Annotated in this window: 19 protein-coding genes and 1 pseudogene; 16 read left to right on the forward strand and 4 right to left on the reverse strand. The window is 64.1% G+C overall.

Annotated elements, in window-relative coordinates:
• The first annotated feature begins 13 nt into the window (after positions 1–13).
• From API01S_RS10880 to API01S_RS10905, 6 genes and pseudogenes are all read left to right on the forward strand, one after another.
• Positions 14–1,078, forward strand: coding sequence for a sulfate/molybdate ABC transporter ATP-binding protein (locus API01S_RS10880; RefSeq protein WP_050727771.1), 1,065 nt, complete (start codon positions 14–16; stop codon positions 1,076–1,078).
• On the forward strand, positions 1,075–1,821 hold the full coding sequence (locus API01S_RS10885) for a phosphoadenylyl-sulfate reductase (protein WP_061304460.1): 747 nt from the start codon (positions 1,075–1,077) through the stop codon (positions 1,819–1,821). The genes API01S_RS10880 and API01S_RS10885 overlap by 4 nt, the downstream gene beginning before the upstream one ends.
• A gap of 43 nt (positions 1,822–1,864) precedes the next feature.
• Positions 1,865–2,773, forward strand: coding sequence for a sulfate adenylyltransferase subunit CysD (gene cysD / locus API01S_RS10890; protein WP_061304462.1), 909 nt, complete (start codon positions 1,865–1,867; stop codon positions 2,771–2,773).
• Between the two features lie 40 nt (positions 2,774–2,813).
• Positions 2,814–4,112, forward strand: a complete 1,299-nt coding sequence (locus API01S_RS10895) for a sulfate adenylyltransferase subunit 1 (protein WP_061304464.1) — start codon at positions 2,814–2,816, stop codon at positions 4,110–4,112.
• A 212-nt stretch (positions 4,113–4,324) separates the two neighbouring features.
• Positions 4,325–5,617: pseudogene (locus tag API01S_RS10900) on the forward strand (PA0069 family radical SAM protein); the annotation flags it as partial.
• Positions 5,618–5,988: 371 nt separating this feature from the next.
• Entirely contained in the window at positions 5,989–6,573 is a 585-nt protein-coding gene (locus API01S_RS10905) for a hypothetical protein (protein ID WP_061304467.1), read from the forward strand.
• Positions 6,574–6,736: 163 nt separating this feature from the next.
• Here API01S_RS10905 and API01S_RS10910 read toward each other — a convergent pair whose 3' ends face one another.
• Entirely contained in the window at positions 6,737–7,609 is an 873-nt protein-coding gene (locus API01S_RS10910; protein ID WP_006218235.1) for a DMT family transporter, read from the reverse strand.
• Between the two features lie 211 nt (positions 7,610–7,820).
• Here API01S_RS10910 and rplS point away from each other — a divergent pair, with 211 nt between their 5' ends.
• The gene (gene rplS, locus API01S_RS10915; protein ID WP_006218237.1) at positions 7,821–8,201 is read left to right on the forward strand and encodes a 50S ribosomal protein L19; all 381 of its coding nucleotides are present in this window, start codon (positions 7,821–7,823) and stop codon (positions 8,199–8,201) included.
• A gap of 123 nt (positions 8,202–8,324) precedes the next feature.
• Positions 8,325–9,056 carry a CoA pyrophosphatase gene (locus tag API01S_RS10920; RefSeq protein WP_085947646.1) on the forward strand — a complete coding sequence of 244 codons (732 nt, stop codon included), beginning with the start codon at positions 8,325–8,327 and terminating at the stop codon, positions 9,054–9,056.
• An 81-nt stretch (positions 9,057–9,137) separates the two neighbouring features.
• Here the strand turns inward: API01S_RS10920 and rsgA are convergent, their stop codons facing one another.
• Positions 9,138–10,094 carry a ribosome small subunit-dependent GTPase A gene (rsgA, locus tag API01S_RS10925; RefSeq protein ID WP_006218239.1) on the reverse strand — a complete coding sequence of 319 codons (957 nt, stop codon included), beginning with the start codon at positions 10,092–10,094 and terminating at the stop codon, positions 9,138–9,140.
• Positions 10,091–11,341: a M48 family metallopeptidase gene (locus API01S_RS10930; RefSeq protein WP_050727766.1), complete on the reverse strand. Its 1,251-nt coding sequence runs from the start codon at positions 11,339–11,341 to the stop codon at positions 10,091–10,093. The genes rsgA and API01S_RS10930 overlap by 4 nt, the downstream gene beginning before the upstream one ends.
• A 61-nt stretch (positions 11,342–11,402) precedes the next feature.
• Here API01S_RS10930 and orn point away from each other — a divergent pair, with 61 nt between their 5' ends.
• Entirely contained in the window at positions 11,403–11,948 is a 546-nt protein-coding gene (gene orn, locus API01S_RS10935) for an oligoribonuclease (RefSeq protein ID WP_006218241.1), read from the forward strand.
• Between the two features lie 78 nt (positions 11,949–12,026).
• A complete protein-coding gene (locus tag API01S_RS10940) occupies positions 12,027–12,656 on the forward strand; it encodes an NAD(P)H-hydrate epimerase (RefSeq protein WP_061304469.1) in 630 nt (209 codons plus the stop codon).
• Between the two features lie 63 nt (positions 12,657–12,719).
• Here API01S_RS10940 and paaX read toward each other — a convergent pair whose 3' ends face one another.
• Positions 12,720–13,649 (reverse strand): phenylacetic acid degradation operon negative regulatory protein PaaX, encoded by a 930-nt coding sequence (gene paaX / locus API01S_RS10945; protein WP_050727763.1) that lies wholly within the window; start codon positions 13,647–13,649, stop codon positions 12,720–12,722.
• A gap of 172 nt (positions 13,650–13,821) precedes the next feature.
• On the opposite strand from paaX, the gene paaA reads away from it, so the two are divergent.
• The 6 genes from paaA to paaN all read left to right on the forward strand — a co-directional run bounded on the left by paaA (position 13,822) and on the right by paaN (position 19,290).
• Positions 13,822–14,811, forward strand: a complete 990-nt coding sequence (paaA, locus tag API01S_RS10950) for a 1,2-phenylacetyl-CoA epoxidase subunit PaaA (protein WP_006218244.1) — start codon at positions 13,822–13,824, stop codon at positions 14,809–14,811.
• Between the two features lie 102 nt (positions 14,812–14,913).
• A complete protein-coding gene (gene paaB, locus API01S_RS10955) occupies positions 14,914–15,198 on the forward strand; it encodes a 1,2-phenylacetyl-CoA epoxidase subunit PaaB (RefSeq protein ID WP_006218245.1) in 285 nt (94 codons plus the stop codon).
• A gap of 15 nt (positions 15,199–15,213) precedes the next feature.
• Complete coding sequence (gene paaC / locus API01S_RS10960; protein WP_061304472.1) at positions 15,214–15,978, forward strand: 1,2-phenylacetyl-CoA epoxidase subunit PaaC; 765 nt, start codon at positions 15,214–15,216, stop codon at positions 15,976–15,978.
• Positions 15,975–16,481 carry a 1,2-phenylacetyl-CoA epoxidase subunit PaaD gene (paaD, locus tag API01S_RS10965; RefSeq protein ID WP_039882971.1) on the forward strand — a complete coding sequence of 169 codons (507 nt, stop codon included), beginning with the start codon at positions 15,975–15,977 and terminating at the stop codon, positions 16,479–16,481. The genes paaC and paaD overlap by 4 nt, the downstream gene beginning before the upstream one ends.
• Before the next feature lie 13 nt (positions 16,482–16,494).
• Positions 16,495–17,580, forward strand: coding sequence for a 1,2-phenylacetyl-CoA epoxidase subunit PaaE (gene paaE, locus API01S_RS10970; protein WP_006218248.1), 1,086 nt, complete (start codon positions 16,495–16,497; stop codon positions 17,578–17,580).
• Between the two features lie 45 nt (positions 17,581–17,625).
• Positions 17,626–19,290 (forward strand): phenylacetic acid degradation protein PaaN, encoded by a 1,665-nt coding sequence (gene paaN / locus API01S_RS10975; RefSeq protein ID WP_061304473.1) that lies wholly within the window; start codon positions 17,626–17,628, stop codon positions 19,288–19,290.
• Positions 19,291–19,299: the final 9 nt, after the last annotated feature.

Raw genomic sequence — 19,299 nt, forward strand, 5'->3', positions numbered from 1 at the left:
CTCGGAGACAGACATGAGTATTGAGGTTCGAAATCTATCCAAGCGGTTTGGCCAGTTCAAGGCGCTTGACGACGTGTCGCTGCACATTGAAACCGGCGAGCTGGTGGCATTGCTGGGGCCGTCCGGCTGCGGCAAGACCACGCTGCTGCGCATCATCGCTGGCCTGGAATCGCCTGATTCGGGCAGCGTGCTGTTTGCGGGCGAAGACGCTACGGCGGTGGACGTGCGCCAGCGCCAGGTCGGCTTCGTCTTTCAGCACTACGCGCTGTTCAAGCACATGACGGTGTTCGAGAACGTGGCCTTCGGCCTGCGCGTCAAGCACCGTTCGCAGCGCCCGTCCGAAGACCAGATCCAGCGCAAGGTGCATGACCTGCTGACCTTGGTGCAGCTGGATTGGCTGGCTGATCGCTATCCCGCGCAGTTGTCGGGCGGACAGCGACAACGTATCGCGCTGGCCCGCGCCTTGGCAGTGGAGCCGCGCGTGCTGCTGTTGGACGAACCCTTCGGCGCGCTGGACGCCAAGGTGCGCAAGGAATTGCGTCGCTGGCTGCGCCGCCTGCATGACGAGCTGAACGTGGCCAGTGTGTTCGTGACGCATGACCAGGAAGAAGCGCTTGAGGTTTCCGACCGCGTGGTGCTGATGAACGCGGGCCGCATCGAACAGGTGGGCTCGCCGCGCGAAGTGTGGGAACGCCCCGCGACGCCGTTCGTCTACGGCTTCCTGGGCGACGTGAACCAGTTGCAGGGGATGGCTGCGCGCGGCGTGTGGGAAGGCGCAGGGCTGTCGCTGCCCGCGCCGGAGCTGGCGCAAGACGATGCCCGGCGCGCCACCGCCTACGTGCGTCCGCACGAATTCGACATCGAGCGCTATCAGGCCGGTGGGCAGGGCATTGCGGTGCGCCTGTCGCATGCCTATCTGGCGGGACCCAGCGCCTATCTGGAGCTGGCGCGCCAGGATTCCGACGCCATCATCGAAGCGCAAGTGCCTGAACACCTGTACCGGGAACTGGATCTGCGCGATGGCGATACCTTGTTGGCGCGTCCTCGGCGTGCCCGGATTTTTGCGGTGCAACCATGACGACGACTTTCGATACTCCCTCGCTTCAAGACGCCGCCCTGGCGCAACGCTGGCAGGCGCTGGTACAGCGGCTGGCCGATGTGCAGCAACGTTATCCGGACGCCGCGCTAGCGTCGTCGCTGGCGGCCGAGGACATGCTCTTGACCCACGCCATCTACGACTCGGGACTGGACCTGGAAGTGTTCACCCTGGACACGGGGCGGCTGCATGCCGAAACGCTGGGCGTGCTGGGAGCCGTCAGCGCGCGCTATGGGCGCGACGTCACGGTGTACCGGCCCGAGGCAGAAGCGGTCGAGCAGCATGTGGCGGAGCACGGCGCGTATGCCTTTTACGAGAGCGTCGAACTGCGTAAGGCCTGTTGCCAGATCCGCAAGGTCGAGCCGCTGCGCCGTGCGTTGTCCGGACGCGGCGCCTGGATCACCGGGCAGCGGCGCCAGCAGTCCACCACGCGCGGCGAATTGCCGTTGCAGGAGCAAGACCCCGTGTTCGGTCTCTATAAGTTCAATCCGCTGGCCGAATGGAGCGAGGACGAGGTCTGGGGCGTGATCCGCGCGCTGGACATTCCCTACAACCCCTTGCATGACCAGGGCTATCCGTCGATCGGATGCGAGCCCTGTACGCGCGCCATCCGACCGGGCGAAGACGTGCGAGCGGGGCGTTGGTGGTGGGAGTCGTCGGACTCCAAGGAATGCGGGCTGCACGCGGGCAACCGCGTCATCAATGTCGTGACGCGCGGCGCATGACGCCGTCCATGAATTCAAAATCTGTGTCTTAGGGGAATAACCCATGTCTGCCGTAATCCAACGCAGCCATCTGGATTGGCTGGAATCCGAAGCGATATTCATCATGCGCGAGGTAGCCGCCGAAAGCGAAAAGCCCGTGCTGCTGTTCTCGGGCGGTAAAGATTCCGTGGTGCTGTTGCGCCTGGCGGAAAAAGCGTTCCGTCCTGGGCGCTTTCCGTTTCCGCTCATGCATATCGACACCGGCCATAACTTCGACGAAGTCATCGCTTTCCGCGACCAGCGCGCCGCCGAGTTGGGCGAGACCCTGATCGTGCGCAGCGTCGAGGATTCGATCAAGCGCGGCAGCGTGGTGCTGCGCCGCGAAACCGATTCGCGCAACGCGGCCCAGGCGGTCACGCTGCTGGAAGCCATCGAGGAATTCGGCTTTGACGCCTGCATCGGCGGGGCGCGCCGCGACGAGGAAAAGGCCCGCGCCAAGGAACGCATTTTTTCGTTCCGCGATGAATTCGGCCAATGGGATCCGAAGGCGCAGCGCCCCGAGTTGTGGAGCCTGTTCAACACCCGCGTGCATCGCGGCGAGAACATGCGCGTGTTTCCGATTTCGAACTGGACGGAACTGGACGTCTGGCAGTACATCCAGCGCGAGCAACTGGCGTTGCCGCCTATTTATTTCAGCCACGAACGCGAGGTCGTGCGCCGCAAGGGACTGCTTGTGCCGGTGACGCGCTTGACCCCGCCGCAAGACGGCGAGCAGGTCGAGCGGCTGCCCGTGCGCTTTCGCACGGTGGGCGATATCTCGTGCACCTGCCCGGTGGCTTCTGACGCCGCCGACACCTACGCCATCATCGCCGAGACGGCGGTGACCGACATCACCGAGCGCGGCGCCACGCGCATGGACGACCAGACTTCCGAGGCCTCGATGGAGCGCCGCAAGAAGGAAGGCTATTTCTGAATGCACAACGCCGGCCAAAGCCGGCGGCAGGGGACGCACCATGAATGCACTGAACGATTCTTTTCTTTCCGGCGCCGGCACCGGCGTGCTGCGCCTGATCACGGCGGGCTCCGTCGATGATGGCAAGTCCACGTTGATCGGCCGACTGCTCTACGACAGCAAGGGCGTGTTCGCCGATCAGCTCGACGCCATCTCGCGCGCCAAGCACAAGCGGGTGGCGGGCGACGGGATCGACTTTTCCCTGCTGACAGATGGCCTGGAGGCCGAGCGCGAGCAGGGCATCACCATCGACGTGGCCTATCGGTACTTCTCCACGCCCGCGCGCAAATTCATCATTGCCGACGCGCCCGGCCATGAGCAATACACGCGCAACATGGTCACCGGCGCGTCGACGGCGGACGTCGCGGTCATCCTCATCGACGCCACGCGCGCGGCGGACGGCAAGCTGCTGCCGCAGACCAAGCGCCACAGCACCATCGCGCGCCTGCTGGGCATCCGCCACATCGTGGTCGCCGTGAACAAGATGGACCTGGTGGATTGGGACCGCGCGGTGTTCGACCGCATACGCGATGCCTATGCCGAACTGGCCGCCAAGCTGGGCATCGCGCATTTCGACGCGCTGCCCTTGTCTGCGCTGAACGGCGACAACGTGGTGACGCTGTCGCCAAAGACGCCCTGGTATGAAGGCCAGCCCTTGCTGGCGTTGCTGGAATCATTGGACCTGGCCAGCGACGGACGCGCGCTGCCGCTGCGTTTTCCGGTGCAGTGGGTCGCCCGGCATGACGGCGATCGCAAGGAAGATTTTCGCGGCCATGCGGGCCGTGTCGCCAGCGGCGTGTTGCGCGCGGGAGATGCCGTCACGGTGCAGCCCTCGGGCGTGAGCGCCGTGGTGCGCGAAGTGCGCGTCTTCGATCGCGTGCTGGATGAGGCGGTGGCGGGCGATTCGGTCACGGTGGTGCTGGACCGCGATGTCGACGTGTCGCGTGGTGACGTGATCGTGCATACGGCAGCGCCCGCGCAAGTCACGCGCGAGTTCGAAGCCGAGTTGTGCTGGCTGGATGCGCAAGCGTTGAATCCGGCGCGCAAGTATCTGTTGAAGTCGGGCACGCGGTTGACGTCGGCAAAGATCCGCGCCGTGATCACGCATCGCGACATACACGAATTGCAGGAAGTCGAGAACACTGAAGGCACCTTGCGCATGAACGACATCGGGCGGGTGACGTTCACGACGCGCGAGGCGCTGGCCGTCGATCGCTATGCCGATGTGCCGACCACTGGCGCGTTTATTTTGATCGATGAAGCCACGCATCAGACCGCTGCCGCGGGCATGTTGCGGTAGGCCGCAAGCGGGCCGGAAAACAACGGTTTTCAGCTGGGTTTTTTGGTGTTGTTTTTATTCCAAACCCAATGCGGGCGCGGGTTTCCGGGCGATATCGCCTGATGAAATCGATTTGTTCAGACGCGCTCCGCGTCTTGCGGTAAAGTGGGGCTGTCTTACGAAAAGGCTTTTGGTGCTTGTCAAAACCACTGTGTTTTTGTACAGTAGTTTTTATGGCACGCACCGATCATTCTTTTCCCGCCGGTTCTGGGTCCCCGGCTGCCGCCCCCGCCGCCTTGCGCGGTCGGGGTGCGGTTACTAATGTTCGGCATCGCTTTGAACGCGATGACCGTGTGCAGGTCGACGATGGTTGGTCCGGCTCCGGGTTGCCGGCGGATTTTGTAGAGTCCGTCCCCGATAATCTGCCGGATCAGTTCGCCGACCAGGCTTCAAACCCGGCTTCACACCCGCCTTCAGACCAAGCTCAAAACCGATCTTCGGATCCCTCTGCCCTGGATGCAGTCCGGGGGCGCAACGGCGCAATGGTCATTCCGATCGTGCCCGATTCGCGGCTGGCTCCGCCCGCGCCCAAGACCACGGTCACCGCCGAAGCGGCGCGCAAGATGCTGTCGCGCAATGACTCGCCCGATATTCCCTTCGACGTTGCGGTCAATCCCTACCGGGGTTGCGAGCACGGCTGCGTGTACTGCTATGCCCGGCCCACGCATTCGTATCTGGGCATGTCGCCCGGGCTGGACTTCGAAACCCGTCTGGTGGCCAAGGCAAATGCCGTCGATGCGCTGCGCGCCGAACTCGGACGCCCGGGCTATAAGCCTTCGCCCATCAATATCGGCTCGGCGACCGACGCGTATCAACCCATCGAGCGGGATTGGCGCCTGACGCGCGGCATCCTGGAACTGATGCTGGAAACGCGCCACCCCGTCACCATCGTCACGAAAAATGCGCTGGTCGCTCGGGATCTCGATCTGCTGGCGGCCTTGGCCGAGCAGAATCTGGTCGTGGTCTACATCAGCATCACCACCCTGGACGCCGGCATGGCCCGCACGCTGGAACCGCGTGCCGCCGCGCCGTGGCGCCGGCTTGAGGCGGTGCGCAGCTTGACCGACGCGGGCGTGCCGGTGGGCGTGCTGGTGGCGCCCGTCATTCCATTCATCAACGATGAATCCATGGAGCACATCCTCCAGGAATCCAAGGCGGCCGGCGCGCACTACGCCAGCTACACCGTCTTGCGCCTGCCCTGGGAGGTCAAGACGCTGTTCGAGGACTGGCTCAACGCCCATTACCCGGATCGCGCCCAGCGTGTGCTGCACCGCATAGAAGACCTGCGCAACGGCCGCCGCAACGATCCGAATTTCGGCTCGCGCATGCGTGGGACGGGCGTCTGGGCGGATCTGCTGCGCCAGCGCTTTACCGTCGCCACGCGCAAGCTTGGCTTGAACCGCCACCGGCTCGAACTGGATTGCGATCGCTTTCAGCCGCCGCTTGCCGCTGGCGCCACGCCGTCGCTGTTCGCGGCCGGGGCAAGCCATCGATCTTTTGCAGAGCGCCCTGCGGGTTCGGCCGAGGTGAGTCCATTGCGGTCCGCAGCGTCGCATGCGGATTCCCCGGCCGGTGTATCGCTGGCCGCTGAGTTTTCGTCGGTAGCAACGCCTTCAGTCGCTACGACTACTTCCGATTTCCTATCCCCGGTTGGCGCGCAAGCGTCTTCAGGGGTCCCCCTTCCTGGCGGATTGCCGGCGGTCAGTGGTGCATATGGGCGCGGTGCGCGCCAGTTGCGCGCGCTGGCGGCCGGCCAGTTGTCGCTGTTCGATTGATCGCGGCCAGTCGCCGTGTCGGCCGCTGCGGCGGCGTGGAATCGCTTCTTCAAGGAGTTCTTATGAACACCGCTGATTTTTCTGTATTGTCGGACGAGCTCGTCGTCACGCTCAATCCGCTGCGCCGTGGCGCGTATCGCGCCCGTGCTGTGTGCGCCAGGCTTGCGGGTCTGGCCTTGCCCTGGAACACGGCGTCGTCGAACGCTGAACCGCGTCAGCGCAGCCGCTCGGGCACGTCGCCCGCGCGCTGGCCTTTTCCGCCCGCGCCGGTAGAAGAGAGCGCGCTGGTGGAGCAGGGCGCAACGCTGCCTGCATCCGCGAACATCCCCACGCCAGCTTCGATACCTGCCGGACGTCCCACGGCAGAGCCGGTGTTGGCTCGCGCTTCGGCTTCCGCCCTCGCGTCGCCTGTCACGTCTGCATTTGCGCCGGCCCTGGATCCCGCCCGCGCTGGCGCCCTGGCGCCCGCGTTTGCCCCCGCCTTTGCAACGCCTGCGCCGCGCGAACGTAGCCTGGGCAACGCCACGGTCGAGCCTGTGTCGTCGCAGGTCACGATGAAAGCGATGGTGCTGGATGTGGTGATGGTATTGGCGTGGGGCGCGATCATCCCCGGCCTGATGTGGTTGGGCGCAGCCGCCGGGTTTTGAGTGTGGCTGAGTTGCCGAGGCCGGCCGTCAAGTTCGCCCGTAGCGCCAGTTGATCACCGCGTTCTCACGCCAGCATGTGACGATGCACCTCAGTGATCCGTGACATACGCTTGTGAGTCGGATGCCGCAACGACAGTAGCGTTCACCGCGCAAGAATGGCGTTTCAGCTCGAGCCCAGCAGCACCACGCCGATCAGGATCGACAGACAGCCGGCCAGGCGGCCCGGCCCGACTTTTTCACGCAGCAGGAACATGCCCGCCAAGGTGCCCAGCATCATCGACATTTCCCGGGCAGGCGCGACCAGACTTAACGGTGCACCGTTGCGCAAGGCGTACAGCACCAGGATGTAGCCCAGCGGGGACAGCAGACCTACCGCCAACGCCAAATGCCAATGGCCGCGCATGGACTGCCAGGCTTGGGCGCGTCGACCCATCATGTGTGGCGTCATCATGGCGGTGCGCGTGACGCAGGTAAACCAGTCGAACAGCACAGGGCTGATCAGCAGCACTTTTACGCCATAGGCGTCCACGACGGTGTAGGCGGCAATGAAGAGGCCGATCACCACGCCCCAGCGCACGCCGACCCAGGCTTGCGCCTGCTTGAATATGGTCAGGCGCCCCTGCGTGGCGATCAATAGCACGCCAATGACCACGCACAGCATGCCGATGATGCCGGTGCTGGTGGCAGGTTCACCCAGCAGCAGGAACGCGCCCGTCGTGGAAAGCAGCGGGCCGGTGCCTCGCGCGATCGGATACACCACCGACAGGTCGGCGACCTGATAGCCGCGTTGCAGGCATAGGCTGTAGCCCAGGTGCAACAGGCTGGAAGTCAGGATCGCGGCTACGACCGGCCAGGTCCATGTCATGCCGTCGTGGATCAATACCCAGATCACCCAGGGGGCATAGAGCACCGATGCGCACAGCCCGTAGGCAAACACGAAAGGCGCGCCCACCATGGCCGCGCGCTTGGCAAGCAGGTTCCACGTTGCGTGGGCCATCGCCGCCAGGACGACCAATATCAGGGACGTATACGACATGAGGGAACAGCGTCAGATGACGTGTTTGTTACAGAAGCAGCAAGGGTACAGCAAGCTGCGGGAAGGGCGCCATTCTACCCGACGCCCGATGGAATTTTTGGTGTAGAATCATTGGTTTGCCAAATCTCTCATCCTCTGCTTGCGGCACGAGCAACAACATCGAACGGCAAAAATCTTTAGTCCGCAAAGACATGATGATCTAGGAGTTCTAATGAACCTTATCGCTATCCTGGAACAGGAAGAAATTGCCCGTCTGACCGGCGGCCAAGCCAAGCCTGAATTTGCTCCTGGTGACACCGTCATCGTGAGCGTGAACGTCGTTGAAGGCACCCGCAAGCGCGTGCAGGCTTTCGAAGGCGTTGTTATCGCCAAGCGCAATCGCGGCCTGAACTCCGCGTTCACCGTGCGCAAGATTTCGTCGGGTGAAGCCGTGGAACGTACGTTCCAGCTGTACTCGCCGCAAATCGCCGGCATCGAAGTCAAGCGCCGCGGCGACGTGCGCCGCGCCAAGCTGTACTACCTGCGCAACCGCTCGGGCAAGTCGGCGCGTATCAAGGAAAAGCTGGTCAGCAAGCAAGCCTCGGCGGCTTGATCGCTTATCGGCACACGGCCCTACCAGTGTCGGACGTCCGCGCCATTCAGCGTTTCCGTCCGGTACAGGTTTCCGGGTTAAAAAGGCACCTGCAAGGGTGCCTTTTTCTTTTTGCAAAGCCGTATGTCTGATTCCTCGTATTCTGCGCGGCCCCGACGGCCGCTCGTGCGCCCCGGCTTCGATCCGGCGACGCAACCGTGGGTCGTTGCCAACGAATCCTTGCCGGCCGTACCTGCGGGCCTGTTGACCCCGGATCGCCTGCGGGGCACGCTGAACCAGCCGTCCACCTGGACGCTGGAACTTTCGCGCGACACCGACCTGCGCTATCCCGGACGCGAGGGCACGCCCGTGCCAGCGGCCGTGTTGATTCCCCTGGTCACGCGCGAGAACGGCGTGCACATCATGCTGACCCAGCGCGCTGCCCATCTGCACGATCATGCCGGGCAGATCAGCTTTCCAGGCGGGCGCATCGAAACCAGTGATCCGACGCCGGTTGCCGCCGCCTTGCGCGAGGCGCACGAGGAAACCGGATTGCCCGCCAACCATGTGGAAGTGTTGGGCAGCATGCCGCCTTACCTGACGGCAACGGGCTTTTCGATCATTCCGGTGGTGTCGCTGGTGCGGCCCGGCTTTGAATTGGCGCCCGACGCGTTCGAAGTGGCTGAAGTCTTCGAGGTGCCGCTGTCTTTCCTGATGGACCCGGCCAACCATCGGCTGTATGAAGCCAGGCTGGACGACGGACGTGTGCGCAATTACTACGGGATGCCCTACGGCAAGCATTTCATCTGGGGCGCGACTGCCGGCATGTTGCGCAACCTGTACCACCTGTTGCGCAACGGATTGCAGCCGCGCTGACACGCCCGGTTTTCCAGGCCCGCATAGAAAACGGCCCTTGCGGGCCGTTTTGCTTGTTCGCGAATTCAAGCCGCGCAGCAATCAATAGCGCTGCTGGCCGGCCAGGTTTTCTTCCAGGATGCGCTCATAGAGCGCATAGCGAAGCGGATTGATCTGGCCCGCCTCAAGCGCGGCCACCACGCCGCAACCCGGTTCGCGCCGGTGCGTGCAGTTGTAGAAACGGCATTGTTCGATGGGCTTGGTGAACTCCGGGAAGCCACGGATGATGTCGTCGCGCGTCAGGTGTTGCAGTCCGAACGCCTGGAACCCGGGAGAGTCGATCAGGTCGCCGCCCGGGTCGGGCAGGTGATACAGGCGCGTGCTGGTGGTGGTGTGCTTGCCCATGTCCAGCGCGGTGGAATGCTCGCGCGTGGCGGCGCGCGCATCGGGGATCAGCGCATTGAGCAGCGTGGATTTGCCCATGCCGCTTTGTCCCAACAACAGGTTGGTGCGGCCCGCCAGACGCGGCGCCAGCAGCGTATGCACCTTTTCAGGTTCCAGCGCGCTGAGTTCGACGACGGGCACACCCAGCGCGGCGATCGGCGCCAGACGCGCGCGCGCGGCGGGCAGCTCTTCGGTCAGATCGGTTTTATTCAGGACGATCAGCGGCGAGATGCCCGCGCTCCAGGCGCCGGCCAGCGCGCGTCCGGTCAGGTCGTCCGAGAACGTCGGTTGCACCGCGATCACGATCAACAGCTGGTCGACGTTGGAAGCGAACTGCTTGGAGCGCATTTCGTCCGAGCGGTACAGCAGGTTGCTGCGCGGCAGGATGGCGTCGATCGCGCCTTCGTCCTTGCCCTGCGGGGCGATGCGCACGCGGTCGCCGACGGCGGCGCCGGCCTTCTTGCCGCGCGGGAAACACTTGCGCAGCGAGCCGTCTGCAAGCTCTACCGTGTAATGGCGCCCGTGCGCCGCGATGATGCGGCCGTCGAGCTGGCCGTTCACGGCCTCGGAGGCGGGTGCCGGAGCGCCGTTTCTGGCATTACGCGGGGCGCTCATGCGGCGGACGCCATCAGGTGGCGGATGCGCTCGGCGGCGGGGGGATGGCTATCGTAGAAGGCAGAATGCACAGGGTCGGGGGTCAGCGTAGCAGCGTTGTCGTCGTAGAGTTTGACCAGCGCGGACACCAGGTGTTGCGGCGAACTTTGCGAGGCCGCATAGCGGTCCGCTTCGAATTCGTCGCGACGCGAGTACCAGCTGGCCAACGGCGTGAACATGAAAGTAAAAACGGGAATGACCAGGAAGAACAACAGCAGCGCCATTGCGTCGTTGCGTCCGCCCAGCTGAGGCACCACGCCCAGGTCCATATAGAACCACGGCTGTTGTGACACCCAGCCCAGGATGGCGAAGAAGACCAGCGCGGCGCCAAAGCTGAAGAGGATGCGCTTGATGATGTGGCGCTTGGCGAAATGACCCAGCTCGTGCGCAAGCACCGCTTCGATCTCGTCGCCGTTCAGGCGGGCGAGCAAGGTGTCGAAGAACACGATGCGGCGCGCACGTCCGAAGCCGGTGAAATAGGCATTGCCGTGCGCCGAGCGGCGCGAGCCGTCCATCACGAACAGCCCATTGAGCGCAAAGCCGCAGCGTTGCGCCAGGCGCTGGATGCGGCCGGCCAATTCCGGATCGGAAAGTGGTGTGAATTTATTGAAGAGCGGGGCGATGAACATCGGGTAGACGATCAGCAGCGCCAGGTTGAACACGGTCCACAGCGCCCAGGCCCACACCCACCAGTAAGCGCCCGCGCTGCCCATCAGCCACAGCACGGCGGCGGCCAGCGGCAGGCCCAGCACGGCGGCAACCAGCAAGCCCTTGGCGGCATCCGCGATGAAGAGTTCAGGCGTCATCCGGTTGAAGCCGAAGCGCGCTTCAAGCTTGAACTGCCGCCACAGCGTGAATGGCAGCCCCAGCACACCCAGCACCAGCGCCACCACGACCAGCAAAAGCAACTGGCGCAAAAAGTCATTGCTGGTAAGCTGGCCAACCATCAGGTCGATGAATTGCAGCCCGCCCATCAAGGTCAGGCACACCAGCAAGATGGCGTCGTAGGTGCGTTCCAGCATGCCCAGCTTGACGCGTGCAATGGTGTAGTCCGCCGCGCGCTGATGGCTGGTCAAGCCGATGCGAGGCGAGAATTCATCCGGCACGCGATCGCGGTTGCGCGCAACGTGGCGGATCTGGCGACCGGCCAGCCACAGGCGCACGGCGATATCGGCCAGCAGGAAAGCAACGAACAGCAGTGTGAACATGGGCGAAGCGGTTAGCTCAAATAGGGATGTGCGAAAATCGCGTGTTTTATAGGCAAATTATATGGCTGTGAACGAAAATCGCCTGGTCTGGCTGGACATGGAAATGACCGGGCTGGACCCCGAGAAAGAACGCATCATCGAGGTGGCCGTCGTGGTGACGGAACCCGACCTGACGGTGGTGGCAGAAGGCCCGGTGCTGGTCATACACCAGCCCGACACCCTGCTGGACGCCATGGACAACTGGAACAAATCGACCCACGGCAAAAGTGGCTTGATCGACAAGGTTCGCGCATCCACGGTGTCGGAGTCGCAGGCAGAGGATACGCTGTTGGCGTTTTTGGCGCAGCATGTGCCGGCGGGTAAATCGCCGCTGTGCGGCAATACCATCAGCCAGGACCGCCGCTTCATGTTTGCGTACATGCCGCGCCTGGAGCAATTCTTCCATTACCGCAATCTGGACGTCAGCACGCTGAAAGAGCTGGCGCGCCGCTGGGCGCCTGCGGTGTACAAGGGCTTCGAGAAAAAGAGCCGCCACGAAGCGCTGGCCGATATCTACGAATCCATCGACGAACTCAAGTACTACCGCGAAAACTTGCTGAAAGTGTAAGCACGCGGCGACAGGCGGCGTAGCCCGGGCCGCCTCCAGCAACCCGCCACCAAGCCGCTTCTTATCTGTTGCTTTGTCATGACCTGTCATTCCGTCGCCCAGATCCGCCGCGCCGAGCAATCTGCCTTGGCGGCGGGCGCATCGCTGATGCCTTTGGCGGGCGCGGCGGCCGCCGCGTTTGTCGCCCAGCGGGTGCGCCCGGGCGGAACCATCCTGGCAGTGGCAGGGCCCGGCAACAATGGCGGCGATGCGGTCGTTGCCGCAACGCGCCTGCGGGCGTTGGGCTATTCCGTTCAAGTCTTATTGCCGTCCGATCCCGCCAGCTTGCCCGCCGATGCGGCCGCCGCCTGGGCCGGCTGGCTTGCGTCCGGAGGCCAACGCCTTGTCACGTTGCCTGCCGAACGTCCTGATCTGCTCATCGACGGCATGTTCGGCATAGGCCTGAATCGCCCGTTGGACGCATATTGGCAAGCGCTGGTCGATACGATCAATGGCTGGCGCGTGCCCGTGTTGGCGCTTGATGTGCCCAGCGGCATCGACGCCGACAGCGGCGCGGCGCTGGGCCGCCCGGTCCTGGCGACGTGGACGTTGTCTTTCATTGCCACCGCGCGGGGCCTGACCCGCATCGGGCCGGGCCGTGAGGCCGCGGGCGAATGCCATCTTGACACCTTGGGCGTGTCGATGCCGCCCGACGACGCTGCCGGATAAGCGAGGGTTCCATACCTGCGCAGGTGACAAGTCGGCGGCGCGGCACCGATGGAACTAGCCCTTTCAGGCCGGCCGTCCCCCGAAACGCGATTCGACGTCGGCCGTCAACGGCGTGTAACGCTCGTTGTCCTGCCCGGCGCGTGCGTTCAGATGCGTTTCCGACGCGTCGAACACCTTCCAGTAGATACGGCCGCATAGCGCGCGAGCGGCATGGCCCGGCCAGTTGTCGGGCAGCATGGGCCCGGGCAATTGCGGGTCGTGCAGCACGATCCGGCGCCAGTTGTGCAGCAGCATGACCCGCACGACAAAGGCGTCGGCGGGTGGGGGCGCTTCCTCCAGCAACTTTTCCAGCGGCCCGAAATTGCGCGAGAACTGGCGATACTGCTCGGCCACATCGTCCAGGTTCCAGCATTGCGATGCGAGGCTGGCGATGGGCAAGCCGCCCGCGCCCGCCAGGTCGCGGGCTGACAGCACCAGCGCCTTGTCCGGGATGCCCAGCTTTTCCAGGATGTCGTGCGCGGCACTCGCCTCGGTATGCGGATGCGCGAACAGGCCCGGCGCGATCATGCCAAAACCTTCCCAGACCAGCTCGCGCCGCAGCTCGGCGCGTTCGGCCAGCCCGTTGCCGGTGCGCGGCAAGGCCACGAGTGTCCATTCGCCGTTCCAGTCCTGCGTCGCGCCTTCGTAGATGCGCTGCGACGCGTGGGCGGTGTGGCGCAGCCCCTGGTCGGAAATCAGATACAGGCTGCGGCGGCCATGTCGTTCCGATTGCAGCCAATTCTGCGCAACCAGCCGGAAGACGCTGGTGCGCAACAAGCGTTCATTGATGCCCAGCGGGGCCAGCAATTCGATCAGATCGCCCAGCCAGATGGCTCCGCCATGGGGCGCGAGCGCGTCCCCCAGCAAGCTGACGCAGAGCGATTTGGCGCGAGGCGGATCGCTTTTCAACAAGCGGGACAGGAAACGGTCCAGGGGGGACTGAGGGTTTGCCATAAGGGGGGCCAGATGCGGCCGTTATCAGGATCCGCAATATGATACATAAATCCAATGTGATACAGCTTTGCGTTTGACAATGGTTTTTTTGTATTAAATAATCCGCCTATGACATGACGGCGCTGTGGAACGTTTGCCTTGCGTTTTCGCAAACCGTCTCAAGGAGACAAACATGTACGCTCAACTCGTCGAAACCGGCGTCAAGCAGGTCAAGACCGCAGACCAGCTTGAAGGCCCCGAACAGGCGTTTCAGCGCCGCATAGACGATGGCGTGCGCATCGAGGCCAAGGACTGGATGCCCGATGCCTACCGCAAGACGCTGGTGCGCCAGATCTCGCAGCACGCGCATTCTGAAATCGTTGGCATGCTGCCCGAGGGCAACTGGATCACCCGCGCCCCGTCGCTCAAGCGCAAGGCGATCCTGCTGGCCAAAGTGCAGGACGAGGCCGGCCACGGGCTGTATCTGTACAGCGCCGCCGAGACGCTGGGCGTGTCGCGCGACGACCTGATCGACGACCTGCACGCGGGTCGCGCCAAGTACTCCAGCATCTTCAACTACCCGACCCTCAGCTGGGCCGATATCGGCATGATCGGCTGGCTGGTCGACGGCTCGGCCATCATCAACCAGATCCCGCTGTGCCGCTGCTCCTACGGCCCCTACGCCCGCGCCATGGTGCGGGTCTGTAAGGAAGAGTCCTTCCACCAGCGCCAGGGCTACGATCTGCTGATGCAAATGTGCCTGCACGGCACGCCCGAGCAAAAGGCGATGGTCCAGGATTCTCTGAACCGCTGGTGGTGGCCCGCCCTGATGATGTTTGGCCCGTCGGACGCCGATTCGCCCAACAGCGCGCAATCGATGGCCTGGAAGATCAAGCTCTTCTCCAACGACGAGCTGCGCCAGAAGATGGTCGACCAGACCGTGCCCCAGGCCGAATACCTGGGCCTGACCGTGCCGGATCCCGATCTCAAGTGGAACGCCGAACGCGGCCACTATGACTTCGGCGAGATCGACTGGAGCGAGTTCTACGCCGTGCTCAAGGGCAACGGCCCGTGCAACCGCGAACGGCTGGCCGCGCGCGTCAAGGCGCACGAAGACGGCGCCTGGGTGCGCGACGCGCTGGTGGCCCACGCCGACAAGAAGGCGCAACGCAAGGCCGCCTGAAGCGTCTTCGCCTGCGCACCTTTCTGACCGCACAACTCTTAAGCAACCTTCACTGCAAACCGGTGCGCGCCGCGCGCGCCCGGTCTTCCAAGGATATTCATCATGAGCAAAGACTGGCCTTTGTGGGAAGTGTTCATCCGCAGCCAGCACGGCCTGGCCCACAAGCACGTCGGCAGCCTGCATGCCCCGGACGCCGAAATGGCGATCAACCACGCGCGTGACGTCTACACGCGCCGCAATGAAGGCCTGAGCATCTGGGTCGTGCGCGCCTCGGACATCTCGGCCAGCAGCCCCGGCGACAAGGAACCCTTGTTCGAGCCGGCCAACAGCAAGGTCTATCGGCATCCCACGTTTTTCCCGATGCCCGAAGAAATCAAGCACATGTAAGGCGGCGGGGGAGACATGGACAAGAATCTGTTTGAATACCTGCTGCGCCTGGGCGATTCCTCGCTCATCCTGTCGCAGCGCCTGGGCGCGTGGACGGGGCACGGCCCCATCCTCGAAGAAGACCTGGCGCTGACCAATACCGCGCTGGACCTGCTGGGCCAGGCGCGCATGTGGCTGACGTTGGCGGGCGAAGTCGAAGGCGCTGGCCGCGACGAAGACGCGCTGGCCTATCACCGCGACGCGCATCAATTCCACAACGTATTGCTGGTCGAACGGGCCAACGGCAACTACGCCGACACCATGGCGCGCCAGTTCCTGTTCGACGTCTGGCATTACTTCCTGCTGCAGCGCCTGGAACAATCGTCCGATGAGCGCGTCGCCGCCATCGCCGCCAAGTCCATCAAGGAAGTCACCTACCACGTGCGCCGCTCGTCGGACATGGTGGTGCGCCTGGGTGACGGCACCGAAGAAAGCCACGCCAAGATGCAGGCCGCCATCGACGACGCCTGGCGCTTCACCGGTGAACTGTTCGCCGACGACGCAGTCGACCAGGACGTGGCCGCGCGCGGCATCGGCTGTGAGCTTGCCGCTCTGCGCGAACCGTGGCTGGCCCACGTGCGCGAAGTGCTGGAAGAGGCCACGCTGACCTTGCCCGAAGACGCGGCCGGCAATCATCTGGCCTATCGCGGCGGCCGCCAGGGCAAGCACACCGAAGAACTGGGCTACGTGCTGGCCGAAATGCAGTACCTGCCGCGCGCCTATCCCGGAGCCACGTGGTGAACGCGCTGGCGCCCATTTCCGCCGACCAGGTCTACGCCTGGCTGCACGAGGTCCCCGATCCGGAGATCCCCGTGCTGTCCGTGGTGGATCTGGGCGTGGTGCGGGACGTCACCTGGGAAGGCGACACCTGTGTCGTCGTCATCACCCCCACGTACTCCGGCTGCCCCGCCATGCGCGAAATCACCCAGGACATCCAGCAGACGCTGGCCCGCCACGGCGTGGCCGACGTTCGTGTCGATACCCGCCTGGCTCCTGCCTGGACGACCGACTGGATGAGCGAGAAGGGGCGCGAGGCGCTCAAGGGCTACGGCATCGCCGCGCCCGCCGAGCGCGCCATCGACATTTCGGGAATCAGCCGCCGCGCCGCCGCGCCCGCTATCGCTTGCCCGCGCTGCGGTTCAAGCGATACGCGCATGGTCAGCAACTTCGGGTCCACCTCGTGCAAGGCGCTGTATCGCTGCGTGTCTTGCCGCGAACCCTTCGACTATTTCAAGACTCACTGAGAGCGGTTTCAAGATGAGCAACCAATTTCATTCCTTGAAGGTGGCCTCGGTGGCGCGCAATACGCGCGACGCCGTCGTCGTGACCTTCGATCTGCCCGACACGCTGACCGACGAGTTCGCCTTCCTGCCGGGGCAGTACCTGACCCTGCGCACGCAACTGAACGGCGAGGAACTGCGTCGCTCGTACTCGATCTGTTCCGCGCCCCACGACAAGCTGCTGCGCGTCGCCATCAAGAAGGTCGATGAAGGCGCGTTCTCAAGCTGGGCCAACCAGGAACTGCAACCGGGCCAGACGCTGGAAGTGATGGCGCCGGCGGGTAATTTCACCGTTGATTTCTCGCCCGAGAACCAGCGCCATTACGTCGCGTTCGCCGTGGGCAGCGGCATCACGCCGGTGTTCTCGCTGGTGAAAACCGCGCTGTCCATCGAGCCGCGCAGCAAATTCACGCTGTTCTTCGGCAACCGCGCCTCGTCGGCCGTGTTGTTCCGCGAAGAAATCGAAGACCTGAAGAACCAGTACATGGAACGCTTCTCGCTGGTCTACGTGATGAGCCGCGAGACGCAGGACATCGAACTGTTCAACGGACGTCTGGACGGCGACAAGGTCGACCAGCTGATGTCGGCCTGGATGAGCCCCGAAGACATCGATTACGCTTTTGTCTGTGGTCCGCAGACCATGACGGAAAGCGTGGTCGAGCGCTTGCAGGCGCGCGGCATTCCGAAGTCGAATATCAAGTTCGAACTGTTCGGCGCGCCCAAGGGCCCGCGCGCATTGCGCACCGGCCACGATGCCCCGCAGGCGCCGGGCAAGGGCCAGTGCGAAGTGACCGTGGTGCAGGACGGCCACAGCCGCATGTTCGTGATTGATAAGAATAAAGACAGCGTGCTGGACTCGGCGCTGGCGCAGGGAATCGAGCTGCCGTATTCGTGCAAGGGCGGCGTGTGTTCCACCTGCCGCTGCAAGGTCATCGAAGGCGAAGTCGACATGGATGCCAATTTCGCCCTTGAAGATTACGAAGTGGCGCGCGGTTTCGTATTGAGTTGCCAGAGCTTTCCGGTCAGCGACCGCCTGGTCATCGACTTCGACCAGGAAACCTGACGCGGCCCGAGCCAGTCAGACCCCTAATTCATTGGAGAGACAAGAGTGTCCCAAAAATTCTTCGAGCGTCACCAGCCCGTGCTGGAACAATCCCTGGCGGCTGCCGCGCTGCGCGGCTACTGGAGCCCGTTTGCCGAATCGCCCAGCCCGCGCAACTATGGCGAAACCGCCAATGACGACGGCCGCGCGGCGTTTGAAGCGCTCAAGGGCAAGCCCTTTCCTCTGAACCTGCACGACGCCGATGGCACCGTGGGTGGCGAGAAGTCGCCCTATGGTTTCGACCTGGGCATTACGTATCCGCACGTGCCGGTCGACAAGCTGATCGCCGCTTCCAAGCGCGCCTTGGAAGACTGGCGCCGCGCCGGCCCGCAAGCCTGGGTGGGCGTGTCGCTGGAGATCCTGGCGCGCCTGAACAAGCTCAGTTTCGAAATCGCCTACGCCGTGCAGCACACGACCGGCCAGGGCTTCATGATGGCCTTCCAGGCCGGTGGCCCGCACGCGCAGGATCGCGGCTTTGAAGCCGTGACCTACGCATGGCAGGAAATGTCGCGCATTCCGGGCGTGGCGATCTGGGAAAAGCCGCAAGGCAAGAACGACCCGATCCGCATGGAAAAGCAATTCACCGTGGTGCCGCGTGGCGTCGCGCTGGTGATCGGCTGCTCGACCTTCCCGACCTGGAACGGCTATCCCGGCCTGTTCGCCAGCCTGGCCACCGGCAACACCGTCATCGTCAAGCCGCACCCCGGCGCAATCCTGCCCCTGGCCATCACCGTGAAGGTCGCGCGCGAAGTGCTGCAAGAAGCCGGCTTCGATCCCGACGTGGTGCTGCTTGCCGCGCATGAAGCGGGCGACGACACGGCGCAGAAGCTGGCGCTGGATCCGGCCGTCAAAATCGTGGACTTCACCGGCAGCACCGCCAACGGCGACTGGCTGGAGAACAACGCTCGCCAGGCGCTGGTCTACACCGAGAAGGCAGGCGTCAACCAGGTCATCATCGATTCCACCGACGACCTGAAGGGCGTGGCGCGCAATCTGGCCTTCTCGCTGGCGCTGTACTCGGGCCAGATGTGCACGGCCCCGCAGAATATCTATGTGCCGCGCGATGGCATCAACACGCCGGAAGGCCGGGTCAGCTTCGACGACGTGGCCGCCGCGCTGGGCGTGGCGCTGGACAAGCTGGGCGCCGATGCCGCCCGCGCCGTGGAATTGACGGGCGCCATCCAGAATGACGGCATCGTCGAACGTATCGAAAAGGCCCGCGCGCTGGGCCTGCCGGTGGTGGCCGACAGCAAGACGCTGACGCACCCGCAGTTTGAAAACGCACGCGTGCGCACCCCGCTGCTGCTGCGCACGGAAGCGGGCAATTCGGCGATCAGCCAGGAATGGTTCGGCCCGATCGCGTTCGTGGTCGCCACCGATTCCACCGCGCACAGCATCAAGCTGGCGCGCGACAGCGTCATCGAACATGGCGCGCTGTCCTTGTCGGCCTACACCACTGATCCGCAAGTGGCAGACCAGGTGCAGGACGCGGCGGAAGTGTCGGGCGTGTCGCTGTCGTTGAACCTGACGGGCCCCGTGTTCGTCAACCAGACCGCGGCATTCAGCGACTTCCATGGCACCGGCGCCAATCCGGCCGCCAATGCGGCGTTGTCCGACACCGCGTTCGTGTCGAACCGCTTCCGCGTGGTGCAAACCCGCCGTCACGTCTGAGCAGGGCGA

Origin of the sequence: Achromobacter piechaudii NBRC 102461 (assembly GCF_001571245.1) — a bacterium.
Taxonomy (GTDB): domain Bacteria; phylum Pseudomonadota; class Gammaproteobacteria; order Burkholderiales; family Burkholderiaceae_B; genus Achromobacter; species Achromobacter piechaudii.